The sequence below is a fragment of the Brevibacterium sp. HMSC24B04 genome (genome assembly GCF_001806835.1).
Lineage (GTDB): Bacteria > Actinomycetota > Actinomycetes > Actinomycetales > Brevibacteriaceae > Brevibacterium > Brevibacterium ravenspurgense.
Genome location: NZ_KV786082.1, coordinates 42,019 through 65,456, shown reverse-complemented (window position 1 = coordinate 65,456; position 23,438 = coordinate 42,019). Strand labels below are relative to the sequence as shown.

The 23,438-nt window shown below is 61.7% G+C and carries 20 protein-coding genes, 1 tRNA gene and 1 pseudogene; 16 read left to right on the top strand and 6 right to left on the bottom strand.

The features are described from left to right. Positions 1 to 36 precede the first annotated feature (36 nt). The 3 genes from HMPREF3092_RS03380 to HMPREF3092_RS03370 form a co-directional block, all read right to left on the bottom strand. On the bottom strand, positions 37 to 729 hold the full coding sequence (locus HMPREF3092_RS03380; RefSeq protein WP_019175806.1) for a hypothetical protein: 693 nt from the start codon (positions 727 to 729) through the stop codon (positions 37 to 39). Between the two features lie 10 nt (positions 730 to 739). Continuing rightward, entirely contained in the window at positions 740 to 1,342 is a 603-nt protein-coding gene (locus tag HMPREF3092_RS03375) for a heme-binding beta-barrel domain-containing protein (RefSeq protein ID WP_019175807.1), read from the bottom strand. A 201-nt stretch (positions 1,343 to 1,543) separates the two neighbouring features. Next, positions 1,544 to 2,374 (bottom strand): ammonia permease, encoded by an 831-nt coding sequence (locus HMPREF3092_RS03370; protein ID WP_256174369.1) that lies wholly within the window; start codon positions 2,372 to 2,374, stop codon positions 1,544 to 1,546. Between the two features lie 115 nt (positions 2,375 to 2,489). Here HMPREF3092_RS03370 and mshD point away from each other — a divergent pair, with 115 nt between their 5' ends. The 8 genes from mshD to HMPREF3092_RS03330 all read left to right on the top strand — a co-directional run bounded on the left by mshD (position 2,490) and on the right by HMPREF3092_RS03330 (position 11,394). Beyond that, a complete protein-coding gene (gene mshD, locus HMPREF3092_RS03365) occupies positions 2,490 to 3,425 on the top strand; it encodes a mycothiol synthase (RefSeq protein ID WP_176745682.1) in 936 nt (311 codons plus the stop codon). After that, positions 3,425 to 5,569 (top strand): RNA degradosome polyphosphate kinase, encoded by a 2,145-nt coding sequence (locus HMPREF3092_RS03360; RefSeq protein WP_070423833.1) that lies wholly within the window; start codon positions 3,425 to 3,427, stop codon positions 5,567 to 5,569. The genes mshD and HMPREF3092_RS03360 overlap by 1 nt, the downstream gene beginning before the upstream one ends. After that, positions 5,566 to 6,540, top strand: a complete 975-nt coding sequence (locus HMPREF3092_RS03355; protein ID WP_070423832.1) for an NUDIX hydrolase — start codon at positions 5,566 to 5,568, stop codon at positions 6,538 to 6,540. The genes HMPREF3092_RS03360 and HMPREF3092_RS03355 overlap by 4 nt, the downstream gene beginning before the upstream one ends. Before the next feature lie 226 nt (positions 6,541 to 6,766). After that, entirely contained in the window at positions 6,767 to 7,876 is a 1,110-nt protein-coding gene (gene pstS, locus HMPREF3092_RS03350) for a phosphate ABC transporter substrate-binding protein PstS (RefSeq protein ID WP_070423831.1), read from the top strand. Between the two features lie 117 nt (positions 7,877 to 7,993). Then, positions 7,994 to 8,962: a phosphate ABC transporter permease subunit PstC gene (gene pstC, locus HMPREF3092_RS03345; RefSeq protein ID WP_019175814.1), complete on the top strand. Its 969-nt coding sequence runs from the start codon at positions 7,994 to 7,996 to the stop codon at positions 8,960 to 8,962. Next, positions 8,962 to 10,122 carry a phosphate ABC transporter permease PstA gene (gene pstA, locus HMPREF3092_RS03340; protein WP_070423830.1) on the top strand — a complete coding sequence of 387 codons (1,161 nt, stop codon included), beginning with the start codon at positions 8,962 to 8,964 and terminating at the stop codon, positions 10,120 to 10,122. The genes pstC and pstA overlap by 1 nt, the downstream gene beginning before the upstream one ends. 110 nt (positions 10,123 to 10,232) lie before the next feature. Next, positions 10,233 to 11,012 carry a phosphate ABC transporter ATP-binding protein PstB gene (gene pstB, locus HMPREF3092_RS03335; protein WP_070423829.1) on the top strand — a complete coding sequence of 260 codons (780 nt, stop codon included), beginning with the start codon at positions 10,233 to 10,235 and terminating at the stop codon, positions 11,010 to 11,012. Between the two features lie 306 nt (positions 11,013 to 11,318). Further along, positions 11,319 to 11,394: transfer RNA gene (locus HMPREF3092_RS03330), tRNA-Lys, on the top strand. Between the two features lie 598 nt (positions 11,395 to 11,992). On the opposite strand, the pseudogene HMPREF3092_RS11595 reads toward HMPREF3092_RS03330, so the two are convergent. After that, positions 11,993 to 12,073: pseudogene (locus HMPREF3092_RS11595) on the bottom strand (hypothetical protein); the annotation flags it as partial. Positions 12,074 to 12,226: 153 nt separating this feature from the next. On the opposite strand from HMPREF3092_RS11595, the gene HMPREF3092_RS03320 reads away from it, so the two are divergent. The 4 genes from HMPREF3092_RS03320 (at position 12,227) to HMPREF3092_RS03305 (ending at position 15,994) form a co-directional block, all read left to right on the top strand. After that, positions 12,227 to 13,141 (top strand): phosphoenolpyruvate carboxykinase domain-containing protein, encoded by a 915-nt coding sequence (locus tag HMPREF3092_RS03320; protein WP_083274237.1) that lies wholly within the window; start codon positions 12,227 to 12,229, stop codon positions 13,139 to 13,141. 305 nt (positions 13,142 to 13,446) lie between these two features. Further along, on the top strand, positions 13,447 to 14,190 hold the full coding sequence (locus HMPREF3092_RS03315; protein ID WP_070423827.1) for a metal ABC transporter ATP-binding protein: 744 nt from the start codon (positions 13,447 to 13,449) through the stop codon (positions 14,188 to 14,190). Positions 14,191 to 14,192: 2 nt separating this feature from the next. After that, complete coding sequence (locus tag HMPREF3092_RS03310) at positions 14,193 to 15,035, top strand: metal ABC transporter permease (protein WP_061942160.1); 843 nt, start codon at positions 14,193 to 14,195, stop codon at positions 15,033 to 15,035. Next, on the top strand, positions 15,032 to 15,994 hold the full coding sequence (locus HMPREF3092_RS03305; RefSeq protein WP_062020602.1) for a metal ABC transporter solute-binding protein, Zn/Mn family: 963 nt from the start codon (positions 15,032 to 15,034) through the stop codon (positions 15,992 to 15,994). The genes HMPREF3092_RS03310 and HMPREF3092_RS03305 overlap by 4 nt, the downstream gene beginning before the upstream one ends. Positions 15,995 to 16,018: 24 nt before the next feature. Here HMPREF3092_RS03305 and HMPREF3092_RS03300 read toward each other — a convergent pair whose 3' ends face one another. Then, positions 16,019 to 16,456 carry a hypothetical protein gene (locus HMPREF3092_RS03300; RefSeq protein ID WP_070423826.1) on the bottom strand — a complete coding sequence of 146 codons (438 nt, stop codon included), beginning with the start codon at positions 16,454 to 16,456 and terminating at the stop codon, positions 16,019 to 16,021. A 26-nt stretch (positions 16,457 to 16,482) separates the two neighbouring features. On the opposite strand from HMPREF3092_RS03300, the gene HMPREF3092_RS03295 reads away from it, so the two are divergent. Next, positions 16,483 to 17,358, top strand: a complete 876-nt coding sequence (locus HMPREF3092_RS03295; RefSeq protein ID WP_070423825.1) for a metal ABC transporter permease — start codon at positions 16,483 to 16,485, stop codon at positions 17,356 to 17,358. 28 nt (positions 17,359 to 17,386) lie between these two features. Beyond that, on the top strand, positions 17,387 to 18,043 hold the full coding sequence (locus HMPREF3092_RS03290) for a metal-dependent transcriptional regulator (RefSeq protein ID WP_070423824.1): 657 nt from the start codon (positions 17,387 to 17,389) through the stop codon (positions 18,041 to 18,043). 34 nt (positions 18,044 to 18,077) lie between these two features. On the opposite strand, the gene HMPREF3092_RS03285 is transcribed toward HMPREF3092_RS03290, so the two are convergent. Further along, positions 18,078 to 18,755, bottom strand: coding sequence for a metal-dependent transcriptional regulator (locus HMPREF3092_RS03285; RefSeq protein WP_061942168.1), 678 nt, complete (start codon positions 18,753 to 18,755; stop codon positions 18,078 to 18,080). A 480-nt stretch (positions 18,756 to 19,235) separates the two neighbouring features. Between HMPREF3092_RS03285 and mobF the strand changes: the two genes are divergently transcribed. Continuing rightward, entirely contained in the window at positions 19,236 to 21,788 is a 2,553-nt protein-coding gene (gene mobF / locus HMPREF3092_RS03280; protein WP_256174368.1) for a MobF family relaxase, read from the top strand. A 55-nt stretch (positions 21,789 to 21,843) separates the two neighbouring features. Further along, positions 21,844 to 23,415: a recombinase family protein gene (locus HMPREF3092_RS03275; RefSeq protein ID WP_070423823.1), complete on the top strand. Its 1,572-nt coding sequence runs from the start codon at positions 21,844 to 21,846 to the stop codon at positions 23,413 to 23,415. The last annotated feature ends 23 nt before the right edge of the window (positions 23,416 to 23,438 follow it).

Below are 23,438 nucleotides of genomic sequence, written 5' to 3'. Positions count from 1 at the left end.
CGGGCGCCAAGCTCGGGCTGCGCGCCGAAGGCACCGCTAGGACGCGAAAGGCACTGCTGATTCGAAAGTGTCGTAGGCGTCGTTCAGCGCATCTTGGGACTTGTGCAGCTGTGAGCGCACTGACCTCCACGCACCGGCCTCATCAACATTGTTGAGAGTGTCCCGCGCGCCTTTGAGCTTTTTCATGGCCTTTGGCGCATCAGCCAGGGCCGGCCCGGCGTCTTTGAGCGCTTTGATGCGCTCGGTCAGCGACTGGCCGTCTTCGCCCTTGAACACCGAAGTCGACTGGGCGAGCTTCACCGCGGTCGGCGCGGCTTCATCGACGACGATGATGAACTGGTCGAGGATCGTGGCAACGATGCTCACGTTCTTATCGACGTCAGTGGACTTGCGCAGCACCGGCATGGGGAACTTGTCGATTTCCTTCCGCGCCGCGTGCAGTTCGTCCGAGGCCTTCTTCCGTGAAGCTTCGGCATTCTGCGGGTCGTCGCGCAGGTCATCAGCGAACTGTCGGGCCGCTTCAACGGCACTGTCCGCATGAGCGCGGATGTTCTGATACCGCACCGTGGCCGTTCCCACGACCGCCACGAGGAACCCCGCGATGACCGCGAGCACAACAAAGACCGACACGAAGATCGCCAGGTTACGCCGCCTGCGGCGTCTGCGCTCTTCGAGTGTCGGCCCGTCGTCCCATTCCAAGGGGTATTCGGCAGTGTGATCGATCGTCATGGAAATTTTGTCATGCAACCTTCTTCAGCCGTGCCGAAGCGTGGCTGCCAAGAGGGTTGCCGAGTGCGGCCATGTCCCATGCCCACAGAAGATCACCTTCGACCAGCCCGTACATGCGGGTGGAGGACTTGTATTCCTTCGAGGTGGTGGTGCGGGCAACGAGGTCTGTCGCCAAGTCAATGCGCGGGCCTTTGACGCGGCCGGTGTAGAGCTCCATGATCCCGTGCGGCTGCACGATCGACACTTCGAGTTCGAAAGCGTCGTCGTCTCCGCGCAGCTTTTCGACGGAGTCGGCCGTCGTGAACGGAGTGTCCGCGGTGGGCACCATGAGTCCCGGACCGGCATCGTGGGCCTCGCGCTGGCGCACCAGCTGCCAGATGCCGGTTTCCATGGTCAGCGTCTTGTCGATCTTGCCGTCGTCGTCAAGCGTGTACGCCTGCGCGGTGTAGTGCAGGAACGGGGCGCCGACAGGGGCGACGAAGTCGATGCGCTGGCCGAACTGGGTGTCAGGAGCGTCAGCGTAGCCGACAACGCCAACACCCTCCCAGGACCCGATGACCCATGCCAGCGGCACAAGCTCAGGAGCGAGGTCCGTAGGGATTTCGGTGACCATCAGCGGCGGCTCTTGAAGAGGTTGGTGATGACCTTGGCCGCAACACCGATGGTGCCGAGGCCGGCGAGGGCAACAAGAACGGTGAAGAAGGTTTCGAGAACCACGAAGTTATCCATGCCATCAGTGTACCCAGGGCGCGATTGGAAAGAAGACGCGCCCGGCACCTCGTCAGTCGACCTGACCACCCGGTCACAGATCAGGTCAGATCATGGGGAAGATCAGCGGCAGCTGATCGAAGATGTAGACAACCACACCGCCGAGCGCAATAGGTGTTCCGCCCAGGGTGAGGTTAACGCCGACTTCGCGGACTTTGCTGCGGTTGGGACTGCGCCTGGGACTGCGCGCATGGAAGCGGCCGACGGCAATCGGGGCGAGCGCACGGTCAACAGCGGCGACGAGACCGCCGAGCAGCACACCCATGATGCTCGCCGAAACGAGAGTCTGGGTCGGATACGACCAAGCGGAGTAGGCGATGAGCGCGCCGACGAGCCCCGCGATGATCGCCAACGGCGAGGTGTAGCGGGCCGGGAACGGCAGGATGGATGCGCATTGAGCCAAGAAAATGGCGGACAGTCCGATGATGATCGCCGACTTATCGCCCGGCAGGCGGAAACTCGCAGCCCACGAACACGCCGCGAGCGTCACGACCACACCGGCCACCTGCGCCGACACATTGGCCACGGCGTTTGAAGCCTCAATGCCGCGAGCCAGGTTCTGCACGAACGCCCACAGCAGCGCCAAGCCCGTCAGCAGCGGCAGCCACTCCAAGTGCGGCGGATAGATGCTCATCCACGTGCTGCCCATGCCGGCCAGGCCGAACACGAACAGCATGATCGACGTCAGCCAGCGCTGCGGGGAGTCAGTCAGACGCGGCCAGCCGAAGGCGAGAACGCCGACGAGAGCGGCTGTTGCCAGGGCCACGGGTATGACGGCAACGGCCTCGCCGGCGAGCGGGTAGCTTCCCAAGAGGGAGGTTGCCCCCAAAGCGAGCGCTCCGACCAAGGCCACGAGGGCGCGAAACCATCTGTACACGGCCCTATCGTCTCAGAGCCGGATGAGTCTGCCTAATGGCGGGGAAAGCGCGGCGCGTCGATATACTGTGGCCGCGAAGCCGGAAACCCGATCGCCGCGAAAGGTGGCAGCAGCTGTGTCCTGGGATATTCACTCTCCCGCCCGCGTTGACGGAAGCGTCCGCAGCCTTCTTGCAGAAGCGCAGCGCGCAGACGGCGTTCCCCCACTGTCAGACGGTGTGCTCGATGCGGCGGATGCCGCCGACACTACCACTGTCGCTCTGGTCGATGGCTCGACCGTCGTCGGCTTCGGAATTGCCACGGGGCTGGGCTCCCGAGGTGCCGTCGAGTTCACAATCCACCCCGACTTCAGAGGTCAGGGACTGGGCAAGAAGCTGTGGACCGAACTGCTGGAGCGCCTGCGGGCTGAGGGAAGTCAGCACACCACGTGGCCGTGGTCGCACGGAAACCACCCGGCCGCCGCGGCTCTTGCCGCCGAATACGGCTACACGCCGCAGCGCACTCTTCTGCAGCTGCAGACCCCGCGCGTGGAAAAACTCGAACTGCCGCCGCTGGATCTGCCGGCCGGAGTTTCGCTGCGCACTTTTGAAACCGCGGACGAAGAGCGCTGGCTGGAAATCAACAACGCTGCCTTCTCCTGGCACCCGGAACAGGGCAACCAGACCATTGAGGACATTCGCGGCCGCACCCGCAGCGCTGATTTCGACCCGCGCGACGTCATCATCGCCGAACAGGACGGCCGGGTCATCGGCTTCCACGACACCAAAATGCACCCCGAACACGTTTCCGGTCTGCTGGTGGGCGAGGTCTACGTCATCGCTGTCGACCCCAGCGTGCACGCAAAGGGCATCGGCAATGCACTCATGGTTGCCGGCATGCGCGACATGATCGACCGCCGCGGAGCGCAGATGCTCGAACTCTACGTGGAAGACGACAACGACAAGGCCCTCGGCCTGTACGACCGTCTGGGGTTTACACACCGCATTGAACACATCAGCTACGCCCCGCCGCAGGCTGAGGACACCGCTGAAACAACGCAGGGAGAACGCTGATGTACGACGTCGCCGCCAGCGGGAAGAAACACGACCTTCCCGAACCACAGGACCGCTACCTCGACCGCGAACTGTCGTGGCTGGCGTTCAACGAGCGCGTGCTCACCATGGCGGACGACCCTGAAACCCCGCTGTTGGAGCGGGTGAACTTCCTGTCGATCTTCGCGTCGAACCTCGATGAGTTCTTCATGGTCCGCGTGGCCGGCCTCAAACGCCGCATCGCCACGGGACTGGCCGTGCCTTCTGTCACGGGTGCCCAGCCGCGGGCGGTCATGCGGTCCATCAACAAGCATTCGCGTGCACTGGCCAAACGCCACACACGGCTTTTCCTCGACGACATCAAGCCCAAACTCGCAGACCAGGGCATCCACTTCGTGTCGATGGACGAACTCACCGCGCGCGAACACAAGCGGATCGACCGCTTCTACCGCGAGCGGGTCTTTCCCGTTCTCACTCCCCTGGCAGTCGACCCCGCGCACCCCTTCCCCTATATTTCGGGGCTTTCGCTCAACCTCGGCATCCTGCTGCGCCACCCCGCGACAGGATCGGAGAGCTTTGCCCGCCTCAAAGTGCCGGGCCTGCTGCCCCGATTCATCAACGTGTCAGAGTCCCCCGACGGAAACCGGGTGGTGTCACCAGAACACCCCGCCCGCTTCGTCACGATCGAAGACCTCATCGCCACGAAGCTCGACACCCTTTTCGAAGGCATGGAGATTGTCGGCTATTCGCTCTTCCGCGTCACCCGCAACGAAGACATGGAAGTCGAAGAAGACGAAGCCGAAAACCTGCTCAAGGCGCTGGAAAAAGAACTCAGCCGCCGCCGCTTCGGCCCGCCCGTCCGCCTGGAAGTCACCCACGACATCCACCCCCGCGTGCGCGCGCTGCTGCAGGAAGAACTCGACCTGGCAGACACCGAAATCATCGAACTGGACGGTCCGCTCGACCTCACGGGCCTGTCGGTCATCGCGGACATTCCCCGTGACGACCTGCACTTCCCCCGGGCCGTTCCGCGCATGAACCGCGACCTCGCACCCACCGAAACCGCCGACCAAGTCGACGTCTTCGAAGCGACAGCGGAACGCGAAATCCTCCTGCACCACCCCTACGATTCCTTTTCGACATCAGTGCAGGCCTTCATCGAACAGGCGGCGGCCGACCCGCACGTGCTGGCCATCAAGCAGACCCTGTACCGCACCTCGGGAGACTCCCCGATCGTCGACGCGCTCATCGAAGCCGCCCACGACGGCAAACAGGTGCTCGCGGTCGTCGAAATCAAAGCCCGCTTCGACGAAGAGGCCAACATTTCGTGGGCGCGCAAACTCGAACGGGCCGGCGTGCACGTGGTCTACGGACTCGTGGGCCTGAAGACCCACGCCAAGCTCTGTCTTGTCGTGCGGCAGGAAAGCGACGGCCTGGTCCGCTACTCACACGTGGGCACCGGCAACTACCATCCCAAAACGGCCCGCGGCTACGAAGACTTCGGCCTGCTGTCCCGCGATCCCGTGCTGGGCGAAGACATTTCGAAGCTCTTCAACAAGCTCTCCGGCTATTCGCCCCGCTCGGACTACCAGCGGCTCGTGGTTGCACCGCAGTCGGTGCGCACCAGCCTGCTGCACCTGATCAACCGCGAAACCGAAAACGCTCGCGCCGGCAAACCCGCTCGCGTGCGCATCAAGGTCAACTCCATCGTCGACGAAGCGATCATCGACGCGCTCTACCTGGCCAGCCGCGCAGGCGTGCAGTGCCAGATGTTCGTGCGCGGCATCTGCGCCATCCGACCCGGGATCAAGGGGCTGAGCGAAAACATCGAAGTCCGCTCCGTGCTGGGCCGCTACCTCGAACACTCACGCGTGTTCTCCTTCCTCAACGACGGGAACACCGAAATGTGGATCGGCTCAGCCGACCTCATGCACCGCAACCTCGACCGTCGCGTCGAAGCTCTCGTCGAACTCAAATCAGCCGAACACATAGCCAAGATCGACGCCCTGTTCGACCGCGCGTTCGACCCGGCGACCGAATCCTTCGTCCTGGGTCCCGCGGGAGTGTGGCGGCACATCGACCGCTCACCCGACGGCGAGAAACTCGCCAACTACCAGGAACTGACCATCGCCGACTACCGCCGTCGCCCAGGAGAGCGCCCGTGAGCCCCACCCCTGTAGCCAATGCCGGCGAATCCGCCAAGATCAAAGCCGACGTCTTTGCCGCCGGCGCGGTTCTGTGGCGCGACTTCACCGGCCAGCTGGAAGTCCTGCTCATCCACCGACCCAAGCACAAAGACTGGTCGTTCCCCAAGGGCAAAGTCGACAAAGGCGAAACACTTCCGGAAGCCGCCGTGCGCGAAGTCCGGGAAGAGACCGGCTACATCATCCACCTGGGCCTGCCGTTGCCGGACGCCCGCTACACGGTGGGAAAGAAGCTCACCAAGCACGTCAAGTACTGGTCTGCTGAAGTCACCACGACCCAAAAGCCCGCGGCCGACAACCCCAAAGAAGTCGATGAGGGGCGGTGGCTGCCCATCGATCAGGCCATCAAAAAGGTCTCCCGCCATTCAGACCGCGAACAGCTGGAGAAGCTCAAACTCGCCTACTCAACAGGTTCGCTGCGGGCGTGGCAGTTCATCATCGTCCGCCACGCCAAGGCCTTCCCACGCTCCAAATGGCACGAAACAGAAGCGCTGCGGCCTCTGCTGGCCATCGGTACGCGCCAGTCGATGGCGCTGACCGGCCTGTTGGGTTCCTGGAACATTCCCAAGCTGCTGTCCAGCCCGTGGAAACGCTGCACCGCAACTCTCAAGCCGTTCTCGGCAGGCCGCGGACTGAAGATCTCCACCAACCGCTGGCTGTCAGAGAAGGCGAACACCCAAAACCCCAATAAGACCGTCAAGGTGCTGAAGAAGGTTATGGCGCGCGGCCAGACGACCGCCATCTGCTCGCACAGACCGGTGCTGCCGACATTCCTGGACGTCGTCTCCGAATACTGTGTGCCCGGCCTGGCGGAAAAGCTGCCGCAGAAAGACCCGTACCTCAGCCCCGGCGAGATCCTTGTGGCCTATGTGCGGCCGGGCTCAATTCCGAAGATCGTGGACTTCGAGCGGTTCCGCCCCATCGATGCGTAAGAGCTTTCTGACCAGCCTTCCCGACCAGGGAAATCACGCAGAGTGACCCTGATCGCGGCGGCAACAATAGCCTGATTTCAGCGCTTGTGTGGCCGGGAACACCGCAGCCGAACAGAGGTTCACCTTCAGTTAACCTTAAAAGTTCCTGGGCGTTACACGCACGGCCTAGCTTTTGAAGAGCACTGAGGGAAAACCTACCCCGTGACCTCGAAAGAAAGGCACTCTTGTGAAGCTTACGCGCCTCGCACCTGCCGCAGCCGCATTCGCCGCAGCTGCAATCACCCTGTCCGCATGCGGCGGAGGATCCGCCACCGGAGAATCCGGCGGAGGCAACGAAGGCGGAGACCAGGTCTCCGGCGAACTCGTCGGCATCGGAGCGTCCTCGCAGAAGGCCGCCATCCAGTCCTGGACCACCGACTTCACCGGCCAGAACTCCGACGTGACCGTCAACTACTCGCCCGACGGCTCCGGCGCTGGCCGCAAGCAGTTCCTGGCCGGCAAGGCAGACTTCGCCGGTTCGGACGCATTCATGGACGACGACGAACTCGAGCAGGCCAACGAGGTCTGCGGCGACGGCGGAGCTTTCGAATTCCCCGTCTACATTTCGCCGATCGCCATCGCCTACAACCTCGAAGGCGTTGACGAACTCAACCTCGACGCTGCCACCGCCGCACAGATCTTCGCAGGCAAGATCACCAAGTGGAACGACAAGGCAATCGCCGACCTGAACCCGGACGCTGACCTGCCTGACACCAAGATCACGGCTGTCCACCGCTCCGACGAATCGGGCACCACCAAGAACTTCACCGACTACCTCAACAAGGCAGCCGGCGAAGACTGGAAGGACGAAGCAGCCGAAGAATTCCCGTCGGAATACGGCGGTGAAGCTGCACAGGGCACCGACGGTGTTGTTTCGCTCGTTTCTGAAACCGACGGCGCAATCGGCTACGCAGACGCTTCCGCAGTTGCCGACGACCTCGGCACCGCCAAGATCAAGGTCGGCGAAGACTTCGTGGAGTACACCCCCGAAGCAGCCGCCAAGGTCGTTGACGCTTCGCCCGTCGCAGAAGGCCGCGGCGAAGGTGACATCGCTGTTGAACTGAAGCGCGACACCGAAGAAGCAGGCGCTTACCCGATCGTCCTCGTGTCCTACCACATCGTGTGCTCGTCCTACGACAGCCAGGAAAAGGTCGACCTGGTCAAGGCGTGGGAAAACTTCGTCGTGAGCGAAGAGGGCCAGGAATCGGCTGCTGAAAGCGCAGGCTCGGCTCCGATCTCCTCTGAAATGCGCGACAAGATCACCTCTGCCCTCGACAAGATCGAAGTCAAGAAGTGATCTGACGCCGGTCTGAAACATACTCAGACTGAGCATTAGGGCTGTGCGGCTGTTCGGGACGGACTCCGAACAGCCGCACAGCCCGTTGAAATACCTACCCACACCACAGGAGCTCTTTTGTCTACAGCAACAGACACACAAGCCTCTGCTCCGGACACGAAGAAGTCCCGCACGGTAATCCGTCCCGGTGACCGCATCTTCTCGGCAGCTGCACTCAGCGCAGGCATTTTCATTCTTGCCATCCTCGCCGGCGTTGCATTCTTCCTGCTTCTTCAGTCCACGGACACCATCAAAGCGTCGTTTGACGACCCCTCGCAGATCAGCGGCGGACGCGGCTTCCTGCCCTACGTGTTCCCGCTCATCATCGGCACACTGATCTCGGCCGTGATCTCGCTGATCATCGCAACGCCGTTCGCAATCGGCATTGCGCTGTTCACCACGCACATGGCCCCGCGAAAACTCGCACCGGTTCTCGGTTACACGATCGACCTTCTGGCCGCCATCCCCTCGGTCGTCTACGGCCTGTGGGGCCTGGCACTGTCGAGCAACCTCGTCGGTCTCTACGCCTGGCTGGCCAAGTACCTCGGCTGGATCCCGATTTTCGCGCCCGACGACGACGGAGCCATTTCACAGACGGGCCGCACCCTGCTCACCGCGAGCTTCGTCCTGTCCATCATGATTCTGCCGATCATCACGTCGCTCGTCCGCGAAGTCTTCCTCCAGACCCCCCGTCTGCAGGAAGAAGCCGCGCTGGCTCTTGGCGCAACTCGCTGGGAAATGATCCGCATGGCTGTTCTGCCCTTCGGCACGTCCGGCATTGTGTCCGCCGTTATGCTCGGCCTGGGCCGCGCTCTCGGTGAGACGATGGCCGTCGCCATGGTTCTGTCCTCGGGCGGCCTGATCGTGTCGCTTCTCCTGTCGGGCAACCAGACGATCGCAGCGGAAATCGCCCACAACTTCCCAGAAGCCGCAGGTCTGCGCCTCTCTGAACTCATCTCGATCGGCCTCGTCCTGTTCGCGATCACGCTGGTGGTCAACATGACAGCACGCTGGATCGTTGCTCGCACGACCGTGAAGGGGAAGTGATGAACACCCAGACAAACACTGTTGACAAGAACCGCAGCTCATCGCATCTGGTCACAAAGCGACTGCCCAAGTTCGCACCCCTGTTCGTCGCCGCGGGCTCCATCATCCTGGCGATCGTCCTGACGTTCGTCATCGCACACGGCTTCAACGTTCCGCTTGCCGCGTTCCTCGCCGGCGTCATCAACCTCGCCATCATCGTCGGGTGGTCGTGGACGGTCGAAGGCCGCCGCAAGGCAGTCGACCGTGTGGCCACAACACTCGTGGCTTCGGCATTCGCGCTGGCGCTCATTCCGCTCATCTCACTTCTGTGGATGTCGCTTGAGAAGGGCGGCCCCGTCCTCGTCGAGAACTCCACCCTCATGTCCCGCTCCATGGAAGGGATGAAGGGCATCTACGACAAGGAGTTCGCCGCCGGTGAAGGTGAACTGTTGGGCGGCTTCTACCACGCCATCGTCGGTACGCTGCTCATCACTCTGTTCGCTGCACTGATCTCGATTCCGGTCGGCATCATGTGCGCCGTCTACCTGGTGGAATACTCCGGCGGCAAGAAGGCCGGCGCGCTCGGCCGTTCAATCACCTTCTTCGTCGACGTCATGACGGGCATCCCGTCGATCGTTGCCGGTCTGTTCGCCTTCTCCCTGTTCTCAACTGTCATCGGACTCGTCGCACCCGAAAGCCTCACGGCCGCGAAATCGGGTATCTCAGCGGCCGTGGCACTGTCTGTGCTCATGATCCCGGTGGTCGTGCGCAACACGGAAGAAATCCTTCGCCTGGTCCCCCACGACCTGCGCGAAGCTTCCTACGCGCTCGGCGTTCCCAAGTGGAAGACAATCGTCAAGATCGTCCTGCCCACCGCGATCTCGGGCATCCTGTCCGGTGTCACCATCGCAATTGCTCGCGTCATCGGTGAAACCGCACCGATCATGGTGACAGCCGGCTTCGCGGCAAGCGTCAACTGGAACGTATTCTCCGGCTGGATGTCCACCCTGCCGACATACATCTACGACTCCGTGACCCGACCGACCGCACCGGGCAGCGCAGCAATCGCCTCGGTTGACCGCGCATGGGCCGCAGCGCTCGTGCTCATCATCATCGTGATGGTGCTCAACCTCGGCGCGCGCATCATGGCAAAGGTCCTTGCCCCCAAGACCGGCCGCTGACCCACCCAGCCCAACAGACAAGAATTCAGCCGACTTCCACCTCGTGAATTCAGTCGGCACCCCGGATCCCGGGGAAACGGCATAAGCCGCAACAGATTTTTGGAGGAAACGTGTCCAAGCAGATCGACATCGAAGATCTCAACATCTTCTACGGCGACTTCCGCGCTGTCGAAGGCGTGTCCATGACCATCGAACCGAAGTCCGTGACCGCATTCATCGGTCCTTCGGGCTGTGGCAAGTCCACCGTGCTGCGCACGCTGAACCGCATGCACGAAGTGATCCCCGGCGCCAGCGTGCAGGGATCCGTCAAGATGGACGGCAAAGACATCTACGGCCCCGGCGTCGACCCCGTCAACGTTCGCCGCGAAGTCGGCATGGTGTTCCAGAAGGCCAACCCCTTCCCCACCATGTCGATCAAGGAAAACGTGCTCGCCGGTGTTCGCCTGAACAACAACAAGCTGTCCAAGTCTGAAGCCGACGACCTCGCAGAACGCGCGCTACGCGGCTCGAACCTGTGGGAAGAGGTCAAGGACCGTCTGGACAAGCCCGGCTCGGGTCTTTCCGGTGGTCAGCAGCAGCGTCTGTGCATTGCACGCGCAATCGCCGTCGAACCGGAAGTCATCCTCATGGACGAACCGTGTTCAGCTCTTGACCCGATTTCGACGCTCGCCATTGAGGACCTCATCAACACCCTCAAGGACAAATACACCGTCGTGATCGTCACCCACAACATGCAGCAGGCCGCCCGTGTGTCCGACAAGACCGCGTTCTTCAACATCGCGGGAACCGGCAAGCCCGGCAAGCTCATCGAGTTCAACGAAACCTCGAACATCTTCTCGAACCCGGATAAGGAAGAGACGCAGAACTACATTTCTGGCCGCTTCGGATGATCTGCGACTGAAACCGCCTGCCTGCACGGTTTGTTGACGGTGCAGGCAGGCCGCTCCCTGCAGGCCCACTGGGTCTGAACCACACAGTCTGAGGCGTTCACCGAGGAGTTTCTGGGTAGGTTCTCCCTTTGGACGGCTCATCCCCCGCGGGGGTGGAAGGAACTAGTCCTCCTTCCACCCCCGCATTCTTATTGTCTGCCGTCTGAGACCGGTGGAATTCATCCGGCACGCCGTACGAGGCGGGAGGCATCCGATGATTTGAGCCGCGGCATGGCAAAGGATAAACTGGTCAGGCGCTGTGTGCGCGGGCCTCTAGCTCAGTTGGTAGAGCAACGGACTTTTAATCCGTGGGTCGTGGGTTCGATCCCCACGGGGCCCACCAGAAGGTCGTTGTTCAAACCGGCGACATTACCGGTTTGAGACCTCGATTCAGCGGCCCGCCCCTCGTGGCGGGCCGCTATCGTCTGCACACCAGGGTCGAAGAACGCGTTGAACGGTTCCCCCGGTTCACCGATAACGGTGCCCTCCTCACTGAGGTAGAGCTTGTCGAAGAACGCCTGGTTGGCGATGCGCCGCAGCGAGTCATCGATGCTCATGTATAGCTTGTAGCAGTCTCTGCCCAGTGCGAGGCAGTCGTCCAGGTGGGCACTTGCCAGTTCGTACTCCATGTCACCGGCTTCGATCTGTGCTTCGAGGAACGCGAGCCGTCTGCCGATGCGATCCTGCTCTGACTTGAGGAGATCAAGCGGCACCGCCCCCGCGTAGTGGGCTTGCAGAAGTTTGGAACGCTCTGCCTGGAGGTCGTCGTGTTCGAGCACGTGTGCGTTGCGTTCTTGCTTGACGGTGGCGTGGAGTTGAGAGAATTGCGCGGTGATGAGGCTACGCAATCCCTGGATGGTGTGCTCAGGGATTTGGATGCGCCGGTAGTAGTCTTCGACCGCGGCTTCAACATCAGGCACATACATTGCTTTGCGTTCACAGTTGGTGCGTTTGGCGTGACGACCGGCACAGATGAAGTACGGGTAGATGACGCCACGGCGGCTCTTGGCGTTGGTGACCATGAGTCGGGAGCCGCACTCACCGCAGAACACGGTGCCTTTGAGATAGTGATCGTGGGTTTGGGTTTTCTCGCCTGATACTTGTTTTGCGCCGAGCACTGATTGGACTCGGTACCAGACTTCGGGGCCGACGAGTGGGGAGCAGTCCACTACGGCATGAACCCCGAAAACGGGATCTTTGGTGTCGCGAAAGACACCAACGAAACCACGAACCCTGTAGCTGTCGATGCAATGGGCCCCGGAAGCGGTGCGATCTTCACGAACGTCGCCCGCCACGACCTCACCGGGGAGGTGTGGTGGGAAGGCAAAACCCCAGAGCCGCCAACGCAGATCGAAGGATGGCGCGACTGGGCCGGTCACCTCATCACCGACCGCGACGAGCGCACGAGAAATGCCCCCTGGGCGCACCCGAACAGTAGATTCGCGACCGCACTCACCAACATCCCCACGCTCGCTCCTGCCGCTGACCATCCCGCCGGAGTACCAATTGACGCGATCATCTTTGGTGGACGCACCAGTGACCGTGAACCCCTGATCCGCGCGATCACCGACCTCGCGGAGGGTGTCTACGACGGACTCACCTTGGGTGCCGAGGCCACCTTCGCAGCCGAGGGCCTCGACGGGCAATTGCGCTATGACCCGATGTCCATGCGACCCTTCCTCTCCTACCCGGAAGGGGACTATGCCCAGCACTGGCTCTCCATCCTCGGCAACCTTGCCCACCCGCCAATCTTCGCTCACGTCAATTGGTTCCAGCGAGATCCAGACGATGGCCGCTACCTCTGGCCGGGGTACCGTGACAACCTCCGTGCTCTCCTTTGGCTTATCGACCACCATCACGGACGCGCGACCGGGCAGCACACCCCGGTCGGTATTCTCCCCACAGCTGACGAACTCGACCTCGACGGACTCAACCTCCAAGCGGGCGATCTCGACCGGCTGCTTCATATCGACCGTGCGCGATGGGGTGCTGAGATGGGCCACCGTAGCGAGCATCTCGCCCAATTCCCGAACCTCCCCAAACCTATTCGTGACGTACACAAACGCATCACCACGCAACTTGAGGAGTAGTAAGTTCAGCGACCTTGAGAACAGAGTCGGGGCGACGTGACCAAAAAACACGATTGCTATGCTTTTCAACTACGGCATTCCAAACATATAAGTTTGGAAATCAAGAGAAAGATGTTCAATGCGCACTCAATCACGATTGGTGACCGGCTTGGGAGTCATGGCGGCAGCTACGCTCCTTAGCGGGCAGAGGGGTCTGCCTCAGAGGATCTCGTGCGCCCGTGTGTTTCGCGATTTAACGGGTGAAAGCGGAGGGTTTACGGTAGGAGCATCCAAAAAGTTCGGTGCACTAAACTTAAGGATTCTTCATGGCTAATCTCTCTGTGTCTGACCCGGTGGTCCGGGTTCGCGGGCTCCACGCCGGCTACCGCAATAACCCAGTACTTACTGACGTCTCCTTCGAGGTGCCCCGCGGTGTCGTGCTCGGCATTGTGGGTCCCAATGGTGCCGGGAAATCAACACTCCTCAAAGCCATGCTCGGCCTCCTGCCCGGCACCACCGGCGAGGTGCGGTTTCTCGATCACCCACTGTCACGGGTGCGCGCCCGCGTGGCGTACATGCCACAGTCCCTCACCCTCGACCCGAGCTTTCCGGTCACGGTGCGAGACGTTGTGCTCATGGGCACCTACGCCGGGCTCGGCTGGGTGAAACGCCCCGGCAAAACCGAGCGGGCACGCGCCGCCACCGCTCTCGACACCGTGAAGCTCACCCACCTCGCCGAACGACCCATCGGGGAGCTCTCAGGCGGACAACGCCAACGGGTGCTCCTCGCACGCGCGCTCGCAGGGCAACCCGAGCTCCTCGTCATGGATGAACCCTTTCAGGGGGTTGACGCAACAAGCGAAACCACGATTGTTGAAACGCTACGAGAATTGCGTGCCCAGGGGGTCACCATCCTCATGGTGCACCACGACCTCATGACGGTGCTCGACTACTGCGACTGGGTCGCCCTCGTCAACCACGGGGTGGCACGCATCGGGCCCGCGAAAGAAACCTTCACCGCAAAAAACCTCGAGACCGTGTTCGGCATTCCACACCTAGGGGCGGCATAACCATGCAGTTCTTCACCGACCTTTTCGCCTACGACTTTCTCCAAAAAGCGCTCATCGTCTCCGTGCTCACCGGCATCATCAGCGGGGTCATCGGGAGCCTCGTCATGCTCCGCGGCCTCGCACTCATGGGCGACGCGATCTCACACGCCGTCGTGCCCGGCGTCGCCGTCTCCTACCTGCTCGGCATCAACTTCTTCTGGGGCGCCATCGCGGCAGGCCTCCTCTCGGCGTTTGGCGTGGGGTTCATCCAAAACCGCACCACCGTGAAACAGGATGCGGCGATGGGCATCATCCTCGCAACCATGTTCTCGATCGGGATCGTGCTCATCGCGAAAGCACAAAGCGCGATCGACCTCACCAAAATCCTGTTCGGCAACATCCTCGCGGTAAAAACGGAAGACATGATCCTCTCAATCATCGTCGGCGCCGTCGTCATCGCGGTAGTCGCACTGCTCTACAAAGAGCTTGTCATTTCAAGTTTTGATGAGGCGAGTGCTGAAGTGTACGGCTTCAAAACCCGCAACCTGCAATACCTGGTGCTCGTGCTCCTCACCCTCGTCACGGTCACCTCGATGCAAACCGTCGGAGTGGTGCTCGTCATCGCGCTACTCGTCACCCCTGCGGCGACCGCATTTTTGCTCGTGAAACGCCTCACCCCGATGCTCATCATCGCCGCGGCCTGCGGGGCGGTGAGCTCCTTTGTGGGCATGGTCGTGAGCTTTGCGACGAACCTCCCCTCTGGGCCCGTCATCGCGATCATCGCCGCCGTACTGTTTGTGCTTGCCATGCTGTTTTCACCCCGCCAGGGGCTCCTCATCCCACACAGAAAGGTACAACCTCAATGACCCATCACCCTCGCCGCAGGGCCCGGCTCACCGCGGCTGCAGCCCTCATCACCGTTTCACTGCTCCTGGGTGCCTGCACCCAAGCTGCCGATAACGGTGAGCCACCCGCCTCGGGCGAGGAGCCACTGCGGGTGGTCACCTCGTTCACCATTTTGGAAAACATGGCCGAAGAGATCGGCGGTGACCTCATCGAGGTGCACAACCTCGTACCCACCGGCACCGACCCGCACGAATACGAGCCCCTCCCCGAAGACACAAAAGCGGTAGCAGACGCTGACCTACTCATCATGAACGGGCTGAACCTCGAGGGAGGAGACGCGGGATGGTTTGCGCGGCTCACCGAGTCAGTCGGCACCGACCCAGACACCGTGATCATCGCCTCTCACGAGGTGGAGCCGATGATGATCGGCGAGGGCACCGCCGAGAGTGAGATCAACCCGCACGCCTTCATCGACCCAACGGTCGGCATCATGATGGCGGAGGCGATACGCGACGGACTCATCGCCCACGAACCGGAACACGAGGCGGAATACACGGAGCGGGCGAACGTCTACCTCGATGAACTCGAAAAGATTGAGGCGGAGTACCGGGAAGGGCTGGACGCGATCCCCGAGGATCAGCGTGTGCTCGTGACGAGTGAGCGCGCCTTCCAGTATCTTGCCGACCGCTACGACCTCACCGAATACTATATTTGGGAGATCGACACGGAAGAAAACGGTTCGGCTGAGCAACTCACCCGGCTCATCTCAAAGCTGAAAGAGGTTGAGGTGCCGTACCTCATTGTTGAATCCAACGTTGATACTCGACCGATGGAAAAGATCTCAGAAGAGACGGGGATCCCCATTTTTGAAGACCCCATCTACTCCGATGAGATTGGTGACGCCGAACATCCGGAGGCCAACACCTACGCGAAGTACCTTGAATACAATCTCAGGGTGCTCACCGCCGCGCTCGGGTAACTGCTGGAGTAGCTAACCGAGTAGCTATGCGGCGGCGCTCTCGCGGGCCCGGGTGATCGCGTCAAGCACCCGCACCCGCAGGGCGTTGCCGCGCTCCATGAAGCCGCGCTGCATTGCGGCATACTCGCTTTTACCCTCGGGCGTTTCAATTTTCACGGGCGGGAGACCGTACTCGCTCACGTCGTAGGGCGAGGCCTGCATGTCGACCCGCCCAATATCGAGCGCGAGATCAAAGGTGTCGAGGAGGAGTTCACCGGGCACGAGCGGGCCGAGCTTCATTGTCCACTTGTAAATATCCATTTCGGCGTGCAGGCACCGATCGCATTCGGCAACATACCCACTGGGCCACTGATCGTGCTCACCCTGTTCGCGATCTTCGTAGTTTCTCTGCTGTTTTCCCCGCGCCGCAGCATCATCACCCGTGTCTTCTCGCGCAGACGCGCACGCGCGATGCTGAAGCATGAACTCCTCATGGAAAGGACCGTGCAATGAGTTTCGCCATTGGCACCATGCTGCTCGCCGTCGTCACCGCCGTCGCCTGTGCGCTCCCCGGCACTTTCGTGGTGCTGCGTCGCGGGTCGATGCTCGTCGACGTGATCGCCCACTCGGTACTCCCTGGCATCGTTGTCGGCTACTTCATCACCCGCAACTTCGACTCACCCCTCCTCATCATCGGATCTGCCCTCGCAGGCCTGCTAGTGGTCCTTGGCGCAGAATGGGTCACCCGCACCGGCCTCTTCACCGGAGATGCCCCGCAGGGGCTCATCTTCCCGGCACTGTTCAGCGGCGGGGTGATCTTGGTGAGCATAAACTTCGCGAACATCCACCTCGACACTCACATGGTGCTCGCAGGGGACCTCAACATCGCCGCGTTCCGGCACCTGATCATCGGCGGTGTCTCGCTGGGCCCGTCTTACATGTACGTGATGCTCGCGGTCCTGCTCGTGAACGTCACCTTCCTCACCGTGTTCTACTCGAAACTCAAAGTCATGACGTTCGATCCCGAGTTCGCGGGCAGCCTCGGCATTCGTACCGGGCTCATCAACACCGCGTTCATGTTCCTCGTCTCGGTGACGTTCAACGCGTCGGGCGCGATCCTCGTGATCGCACTCGTTGTCGTGCCGCCCGTGACTGCCTACCTGCTCAGCACGCGCCTTCCCGTGATGATGACGCTCACCGTGATCATCGCCATTGTTGGTGCGGTGGCAGGTTTTTGGGTCGCGTACGTTCTCGACGCCGCCACGAGTGCCGGGATGGCCGTGTTCTACGGGCTCATGTTCGCTGCCGTGCTGGCAGGCACACGGCTTGCACAACGCCGAAGAAAACTCGCACACCACGAGATTTCAGCACTAGCCTCCGCGTAAACCGGGCCTCCCGACGTGACATCAGACCATGCAGGAGAGCACCGCGATTCAATACTTGAAAGCAATTTGGCATCTGCAGGAGCACCACCATGCCTCCGTCAGCGTCACCGCCCTCACCCACCGTCTCGCCAGAGCCCCGGCCACGGTCTCGCAGGCCATCAAGCGACTGGGCGAGGCGAGCCTCGTTTACCACGAACGATACGGCCCCATCGATCTGACCGACAAGGGACGCAGTACCGCGCTCCTCGCAATCCGACACGAACGGATAGCGCGCGCATTTCTCTGCAACGTGCTCGGCATACCCTGGCCAAATATTGCAGAGGAGGCCTCAGGAATCAGTCTTGCCCTCACTAACACCCTCGCAGAGCGTATGTTCCAGAAGGCCGGATCACCGACTGTCGACCCGTACGGGCACCCCATCCCAGATATCACCGGCCACCTCAGTAAGGTTTCCGATGCCGCACTGAGAAGCCACCCCGTAGCAGTAGATCTGCGTATCACACGGGTGGTGGAAGGTGATCGCGAACTCCTCGAACGTTTCCAGATGCTGGGACTCACCCCCAACTCGCCAGCGCAAATCACACATATCGATCACGCAATCGGTGTCATTGAGCTGGACACCTCGACCGGGAAAGCAAGCCTGGGACTTACCGTCGCTGGTCAGATACATGCCGTCACAGCCTAAGCGGCAACAGATCGGCTCACCCCGACGCACACCACTATTCGAGCATTGCCACCCAGACCGCATCCGTCGCAGAACGTCCAAGCGGCAGCACTGCCTCGTGTTCCACGACAGCCACCTCGAGCGTGTCCGTATAGGGAGCCGCGGCTCTCGTCTCCAGAACGGTCCCGTATACGATGCCATGATCCGCGAAAAACTGCAGCAGCTCCGAGTCATCGTCAGAGATCCGCTCTACCCGAACCCGTGCCCCCGCGCCGACGCTCGTGAGCAGCACCGCATCGGGCCTCGTCACCGTCCCGTCCGCCGCAGGAATCGGGTCACCGTGTGGGTCGCGCTCTGGATGTCCGAGAAGCTCATCGATGCGGTCGATCATGAAATCCGACACGGCATGCTCAAGCATGTCCGCCTCTTCATGCACCTGATCCCACCGATACCGCAACACCTCGACCAGAAACGACTCGATCAGTCGATGCCGACGCACCATCGTTACCGCATGCGAGCGGCCCTCCGGCGTCAAGCTCACCGCACTGTAGCGGGCATGCTCCAGCAGGCCCTGTGTACTGAGCTTCCGGATCGCGTCCGATGCCGTCGACAACGCTACCCCCGTGCGTGCCGCGACCATCGACGCGGTCACCGGAACATCGGACCACTCCCCAAGGCTCCACACCGCCTTGAGATAGTTCTGAGTACTCTCCGACAACGTAGACACCGACATAACCGCAGTTTATCAAACATCAAACTACGGCACGACGAAACTTTTCTGACCGATCCAGCGGCGTTGATGCCACTGTCGATCTCATCGGTGAAAATGCCGGTGGCACATAGGGGAGGTTTTTCTCGGAATCAGGTACCGAGCATCCGAGCCTCGCTACAGCCTCGATCATCATTCCCAAATCGGTGAACGCTCATTGTGCGGCGGTATTTAACTTTCTAAAGAACGTTGATAGTCGCCATGAGGCCACATCTTCGGGCCACCAGGAAGGTACGGTGAACATCTCCGGTTGCTCCTTACCTCTGTGGGCATATTTCGTGGTCGAGAGCGGGCCGAGCACGTTCTCGACGATCATCTGTCTGGGTCCCAACACGAGCCGCCACGCGTCTTGCAGAAGAGGCGCGAGCCCGCGAATCAACCCTGAGCTGACGCGGCAGTCGGAGCGGTCTCTGAGGCTTACCTGTCGTTCAGGAGGTAGGAGCGATGACGGTTTCGGTGCGGGTGATGTCCGCCGGGGACGGCTACAAATATCTGCTGCGCACCGTGGCCGCCGGTGATGGAGATTGGTCGCTCTCGACTCCCTTGACCCGCTACTACGCCGAGCAGGGATCACCACCCGGGCGCTGGATCGGGCAAGGCCTCGCCGGGATCGGAGCAGGACAACTCAGCACCGGTGACCAGGTATCCGAAGCGCAACTCCAGCTGCTTGTTGGGATGGGCCGTGACCCGATCACCGGTGACCCCCTCGGCCGTGCATATCAGTCCTTTACGCCCGTTTCGGAGCGCATCGAGCACCGAGTATCAGAGCTGGATGCGTCATTGTCGTCCGCCGCCCGTGCGAAACAAGTCGCACAGATCGAAGCCGAGGAAACCGAGCGGGGTACCCGTCGTGCCGTAGCTGGATTTGATTACACGTTCTCGATACCGAAGTCCGCGTCGGTGTTGTGGGCAGTTGCCGATGCAGGGACGCAAGCGCTGATCGCGCAAGCGCACCATGCGGCGATTGCGGAGGTGGTTGCATTCATCGAGCGTGAGGTTGCAGCCACGCGAGTCGGTGCAACCGGGCCGGATGGTGCCGCAGCTCAAGTCGATGTCACTGGGGTGATCGCCACCGCATTCGATCACTACGACTCCCGTGCCGGTGACCCGCACTTGCACACGCACGTCGTGATCTCCAACAAGGTCCAGACCGCGCAAGACGGCAAGTGGCGCTCCCTTGACGGCAGGCCGATGCACGCCGCCGTCGTCGCACTTTCAGAACTCCACGAGGCGGTGTTTGCCGATCACATGACCCGCACGTTCGGTATCGAATGGGAAGCCCGGGATATGGGTCGTGATCGTAACCCGGCATGGGCAATCACCGCTGTGCCTGAGGAATTGGTGTCGGAGTTCTCGACTCGTTCCCACCATATTGAGGTCGAGAAGAACCGCCTCATCGACGCCTATATCGACAAGCACGGCAAGCAGCCGTCCACGGCGACGATTCTCAAGCTCCGAGCCCAGGCAACCCTCGCAACCCGACCCGAAAAACAGGTGCGATCCCTGGCAGAACTCACCTCAGATTGGCGCACCCGCGCAACTCGCCTGCTCGGTGAAGATGCAACCCAGTGGGCGCAAGACGTTGCAGTGAACGCGTCCGCGATGCTGTTGCGTGCTGACGATGTACCCCTCGATGTGACTGCTGAGATCGGGCAGAACATCGTGGATGTAGTGGGTGAGAAACGGTCGACGTGGCGGCGCTGGAACCTGCACGCCGAAGCATCCCGTCAACTCATGGGATGGCGCTTCGCCTCCATGTTGGATCGTGAAGCCATCACCGGGCTTGTGGTTGATGCAGCTGAGAACGCGTCCCTCAGGTTGACGCCACCCGAATTGGCATCAAGCCCGGTCGTATTCCAACGAGATGATGGCACGAGCAGATTCCGACCGAAGCACTCCACCGTGTATTCCTCCGAAACCCTGCTGGAAGCAGAAGACCGCCTCCTGCAACGTTCCCGTTCAACGGCGTCACCTACTGTGGAGCTTACGACGGTCAAGCAGATCACCCGTCGTCCCGATGCTGATGGGCGGATGCTGAGCGATGATCAAGCGACCGCACTCGCGTCGATCGCTGTGTCGGGCAGGACTATCGACGTGCTTGTAGGGGCAGCCGGTGCCGGGAAGACCACCGCGATGAACGCGCTCCGCCGTGCATGGGAACACGAACACGGAGCCGGTTCGGTTGTCGGCCTCGCACCGTCAGCTGTCGCCGCAGACGTTCTCGCTGAAGACCTCGGTATCACTACAGAGAACACTGCGAAGTGGTGGCACAACCACCTCACCCACGGCACCACGTTCACGGCAGGTCAACTCGTAATCATTGACGAAGCGAGCCTCGCCGGTACTCATTCACTCGATCGCATCACAGGACTTGCCGAAAAGGCAGGCGCGAAGATACTGCTCGTTGGTGACTATGCGCAACTGCAATCCGTAGACGCAGGCGGAGCGTTCGCACTGCTGGCCGGTGACCGGGACGACGCACCCGAACTGATCGATATTCACCGGTTCACCCATGAGTGGGAAAAGACCGCATCCCTTGAACTTCGGCACGGCCGCACCGACATCATCGACACCTACCTCGATCATGGCCGCATCCATGACGGTGGCGAAGACACGATGACAGACGCCGCATATGCTGCCTGGCGTGAAGACACCGCGGCGGGCACTTCATCGGTGTTGATCGCGGAGACCAATGAGACCGTCACCGCACTCAACAACCGTGCCCGGGCAGATCTGATTCTTGACGGTGCTCTACACCCGAGTCGTGAGGTGGAACTCAATGACGGGTCGTTGGCGGGTGTCGGGGACACGATTATTACTCGACGCAACGACCGGCGACTGCGCACGAAAGACACATGGGTGCGCAACGGTGCACGTTGGCACATCACCCAGGTCCGTGACGACGGCTCACTCACCGTACGAGCCATCGGGCGTCGTTTCGGAGGCGCGATCGTACTGCCTGCCGCATACGTGTCCGAGCATGTTGATCTCGGCTAGCCGAGGTTCTGTAAACGCACCTACCTCTCACACGAGAAGGAAGGCGGGCCGGAGCATGGGCCAAAACGAGCAGCAAGAGCAGACCACGGAGCCATTGCGGGCGGTGGTGTACGTCCGCATCAGTGACGACCCCGAGGGCACCGAACGCGGCGTGGATCGGCAGGCGTCGGACTGCCGAGCCTACGCCGCCGCCCACGGGTGGGAAGTCGCAGCGGTGTTTCGTGAGAATGACACGTCGGCGTTCAAGCAGCGCACGATCACGCTCCCGTCTGGTGAGCGGGTGCGGCGGGTGATCCGTCCTCAGTTCCGCGCCATGCTCACACACCTCACCGACGGTCACGCGCAGGTGATGGTCGCCTACGACTTGGATCGTGCGGTGCGCGACCCGCGCGACTTGGAAGACCTCATCGATGCGAAGGTGCTCGGCGGGTTCACCGTCCGCTCAGTCACCGGCTCACTTCGGTTGGATACGGACTCTGACGTGGCGATGGCCAGGGTGCTGGTGGCGATGGCGAACAAGTCGTCCGCTGACACTGCCCGCCGTGTCGCACGGGCGGCGAAACAGCAGGCAATCGAGGGTGCCTGGCACGGCGGCAGGGTGCCATTCGGATACCGCGCCGAGGCAGGCGCGCTTGTGACCGATCCGGTGACGGGGCCGCTGGTAGTCGAGATGTATCAGCGGGTGCTGGCCGGTGACTCGCTCTATCGCATTCGCAAGGAGTGGAATGCGCGCGGCATCCTCACCACCCACGGGTGCGCCTGGTCAGATCGGACACTCAAGATGGTGCTCTACAACCCCTCCAACAAGGGTGTGCGCGAGTATCGGCCCGTCATGCCGGACGGGAGTCGCGCGAAGACCTCGAAAATGCAAGTGAAAGCGGCGTGGCCCGCGCTCGTGGATGAGGACACCTGGCAGCAAGTCTCCGATGTGCTCGACGCGAGGAAGCAAGCGCGGAGCTTCCACCAACCCGGCACCGGGGCGGCGAAGCGCATGTATCCCTTCTCGGGGCTGATCCGCTGTTCGAAGTGCGGGACGGCGATGATTCACCGGGGCGGCGTGTACCAGTGCATCCAGCCCACGCGGGGCGGGTGTCACCGTTCGATCCGTTCTGCCGAAATCGAGAGGCTCGTGGAAGAGGCTGTGCTGGCGACGTTCGAGCAGATCACTCTCCACCCCAAAGAACGCCAACGATCCAGCGGCGACCTTGTGGCGCGAGTCGGGCTCACAGCGATGCTCGACGCGGACCGGGAGCGCCTGGCCAGGCTTGATGACGACTACTACGACGGGCTGATCGATAAAGCGATGTGGGTGCGGCAGCGCGCGAGGATCGCGGAGCGGATCGAGGCGACCCGCCGCGAGTACACCGCCGCCATGCCTGAGCACGCTGGGTCGAGCATCGACGTCACTACGGTTGCGACCGAATGGGAGGGCCGCACCCCGATGTGGCAGTACCAAGCGGCGAGCCTCATTCTCCAAGCCGTACTCGTGCACGCGCTCCCGCAGGGCATGAACGGTGCGACCCCGGCCCGTCGCCGTAACGAGAGCGTCGAAGCGTTCCATGTGCGTCGTGCTGCGTACCGTGCCGAAGTCCTCTCGCACCGGGTCGAGTTCATCTGGCGCGCATAAGCCGGATCGTGCGTGATTGGCCC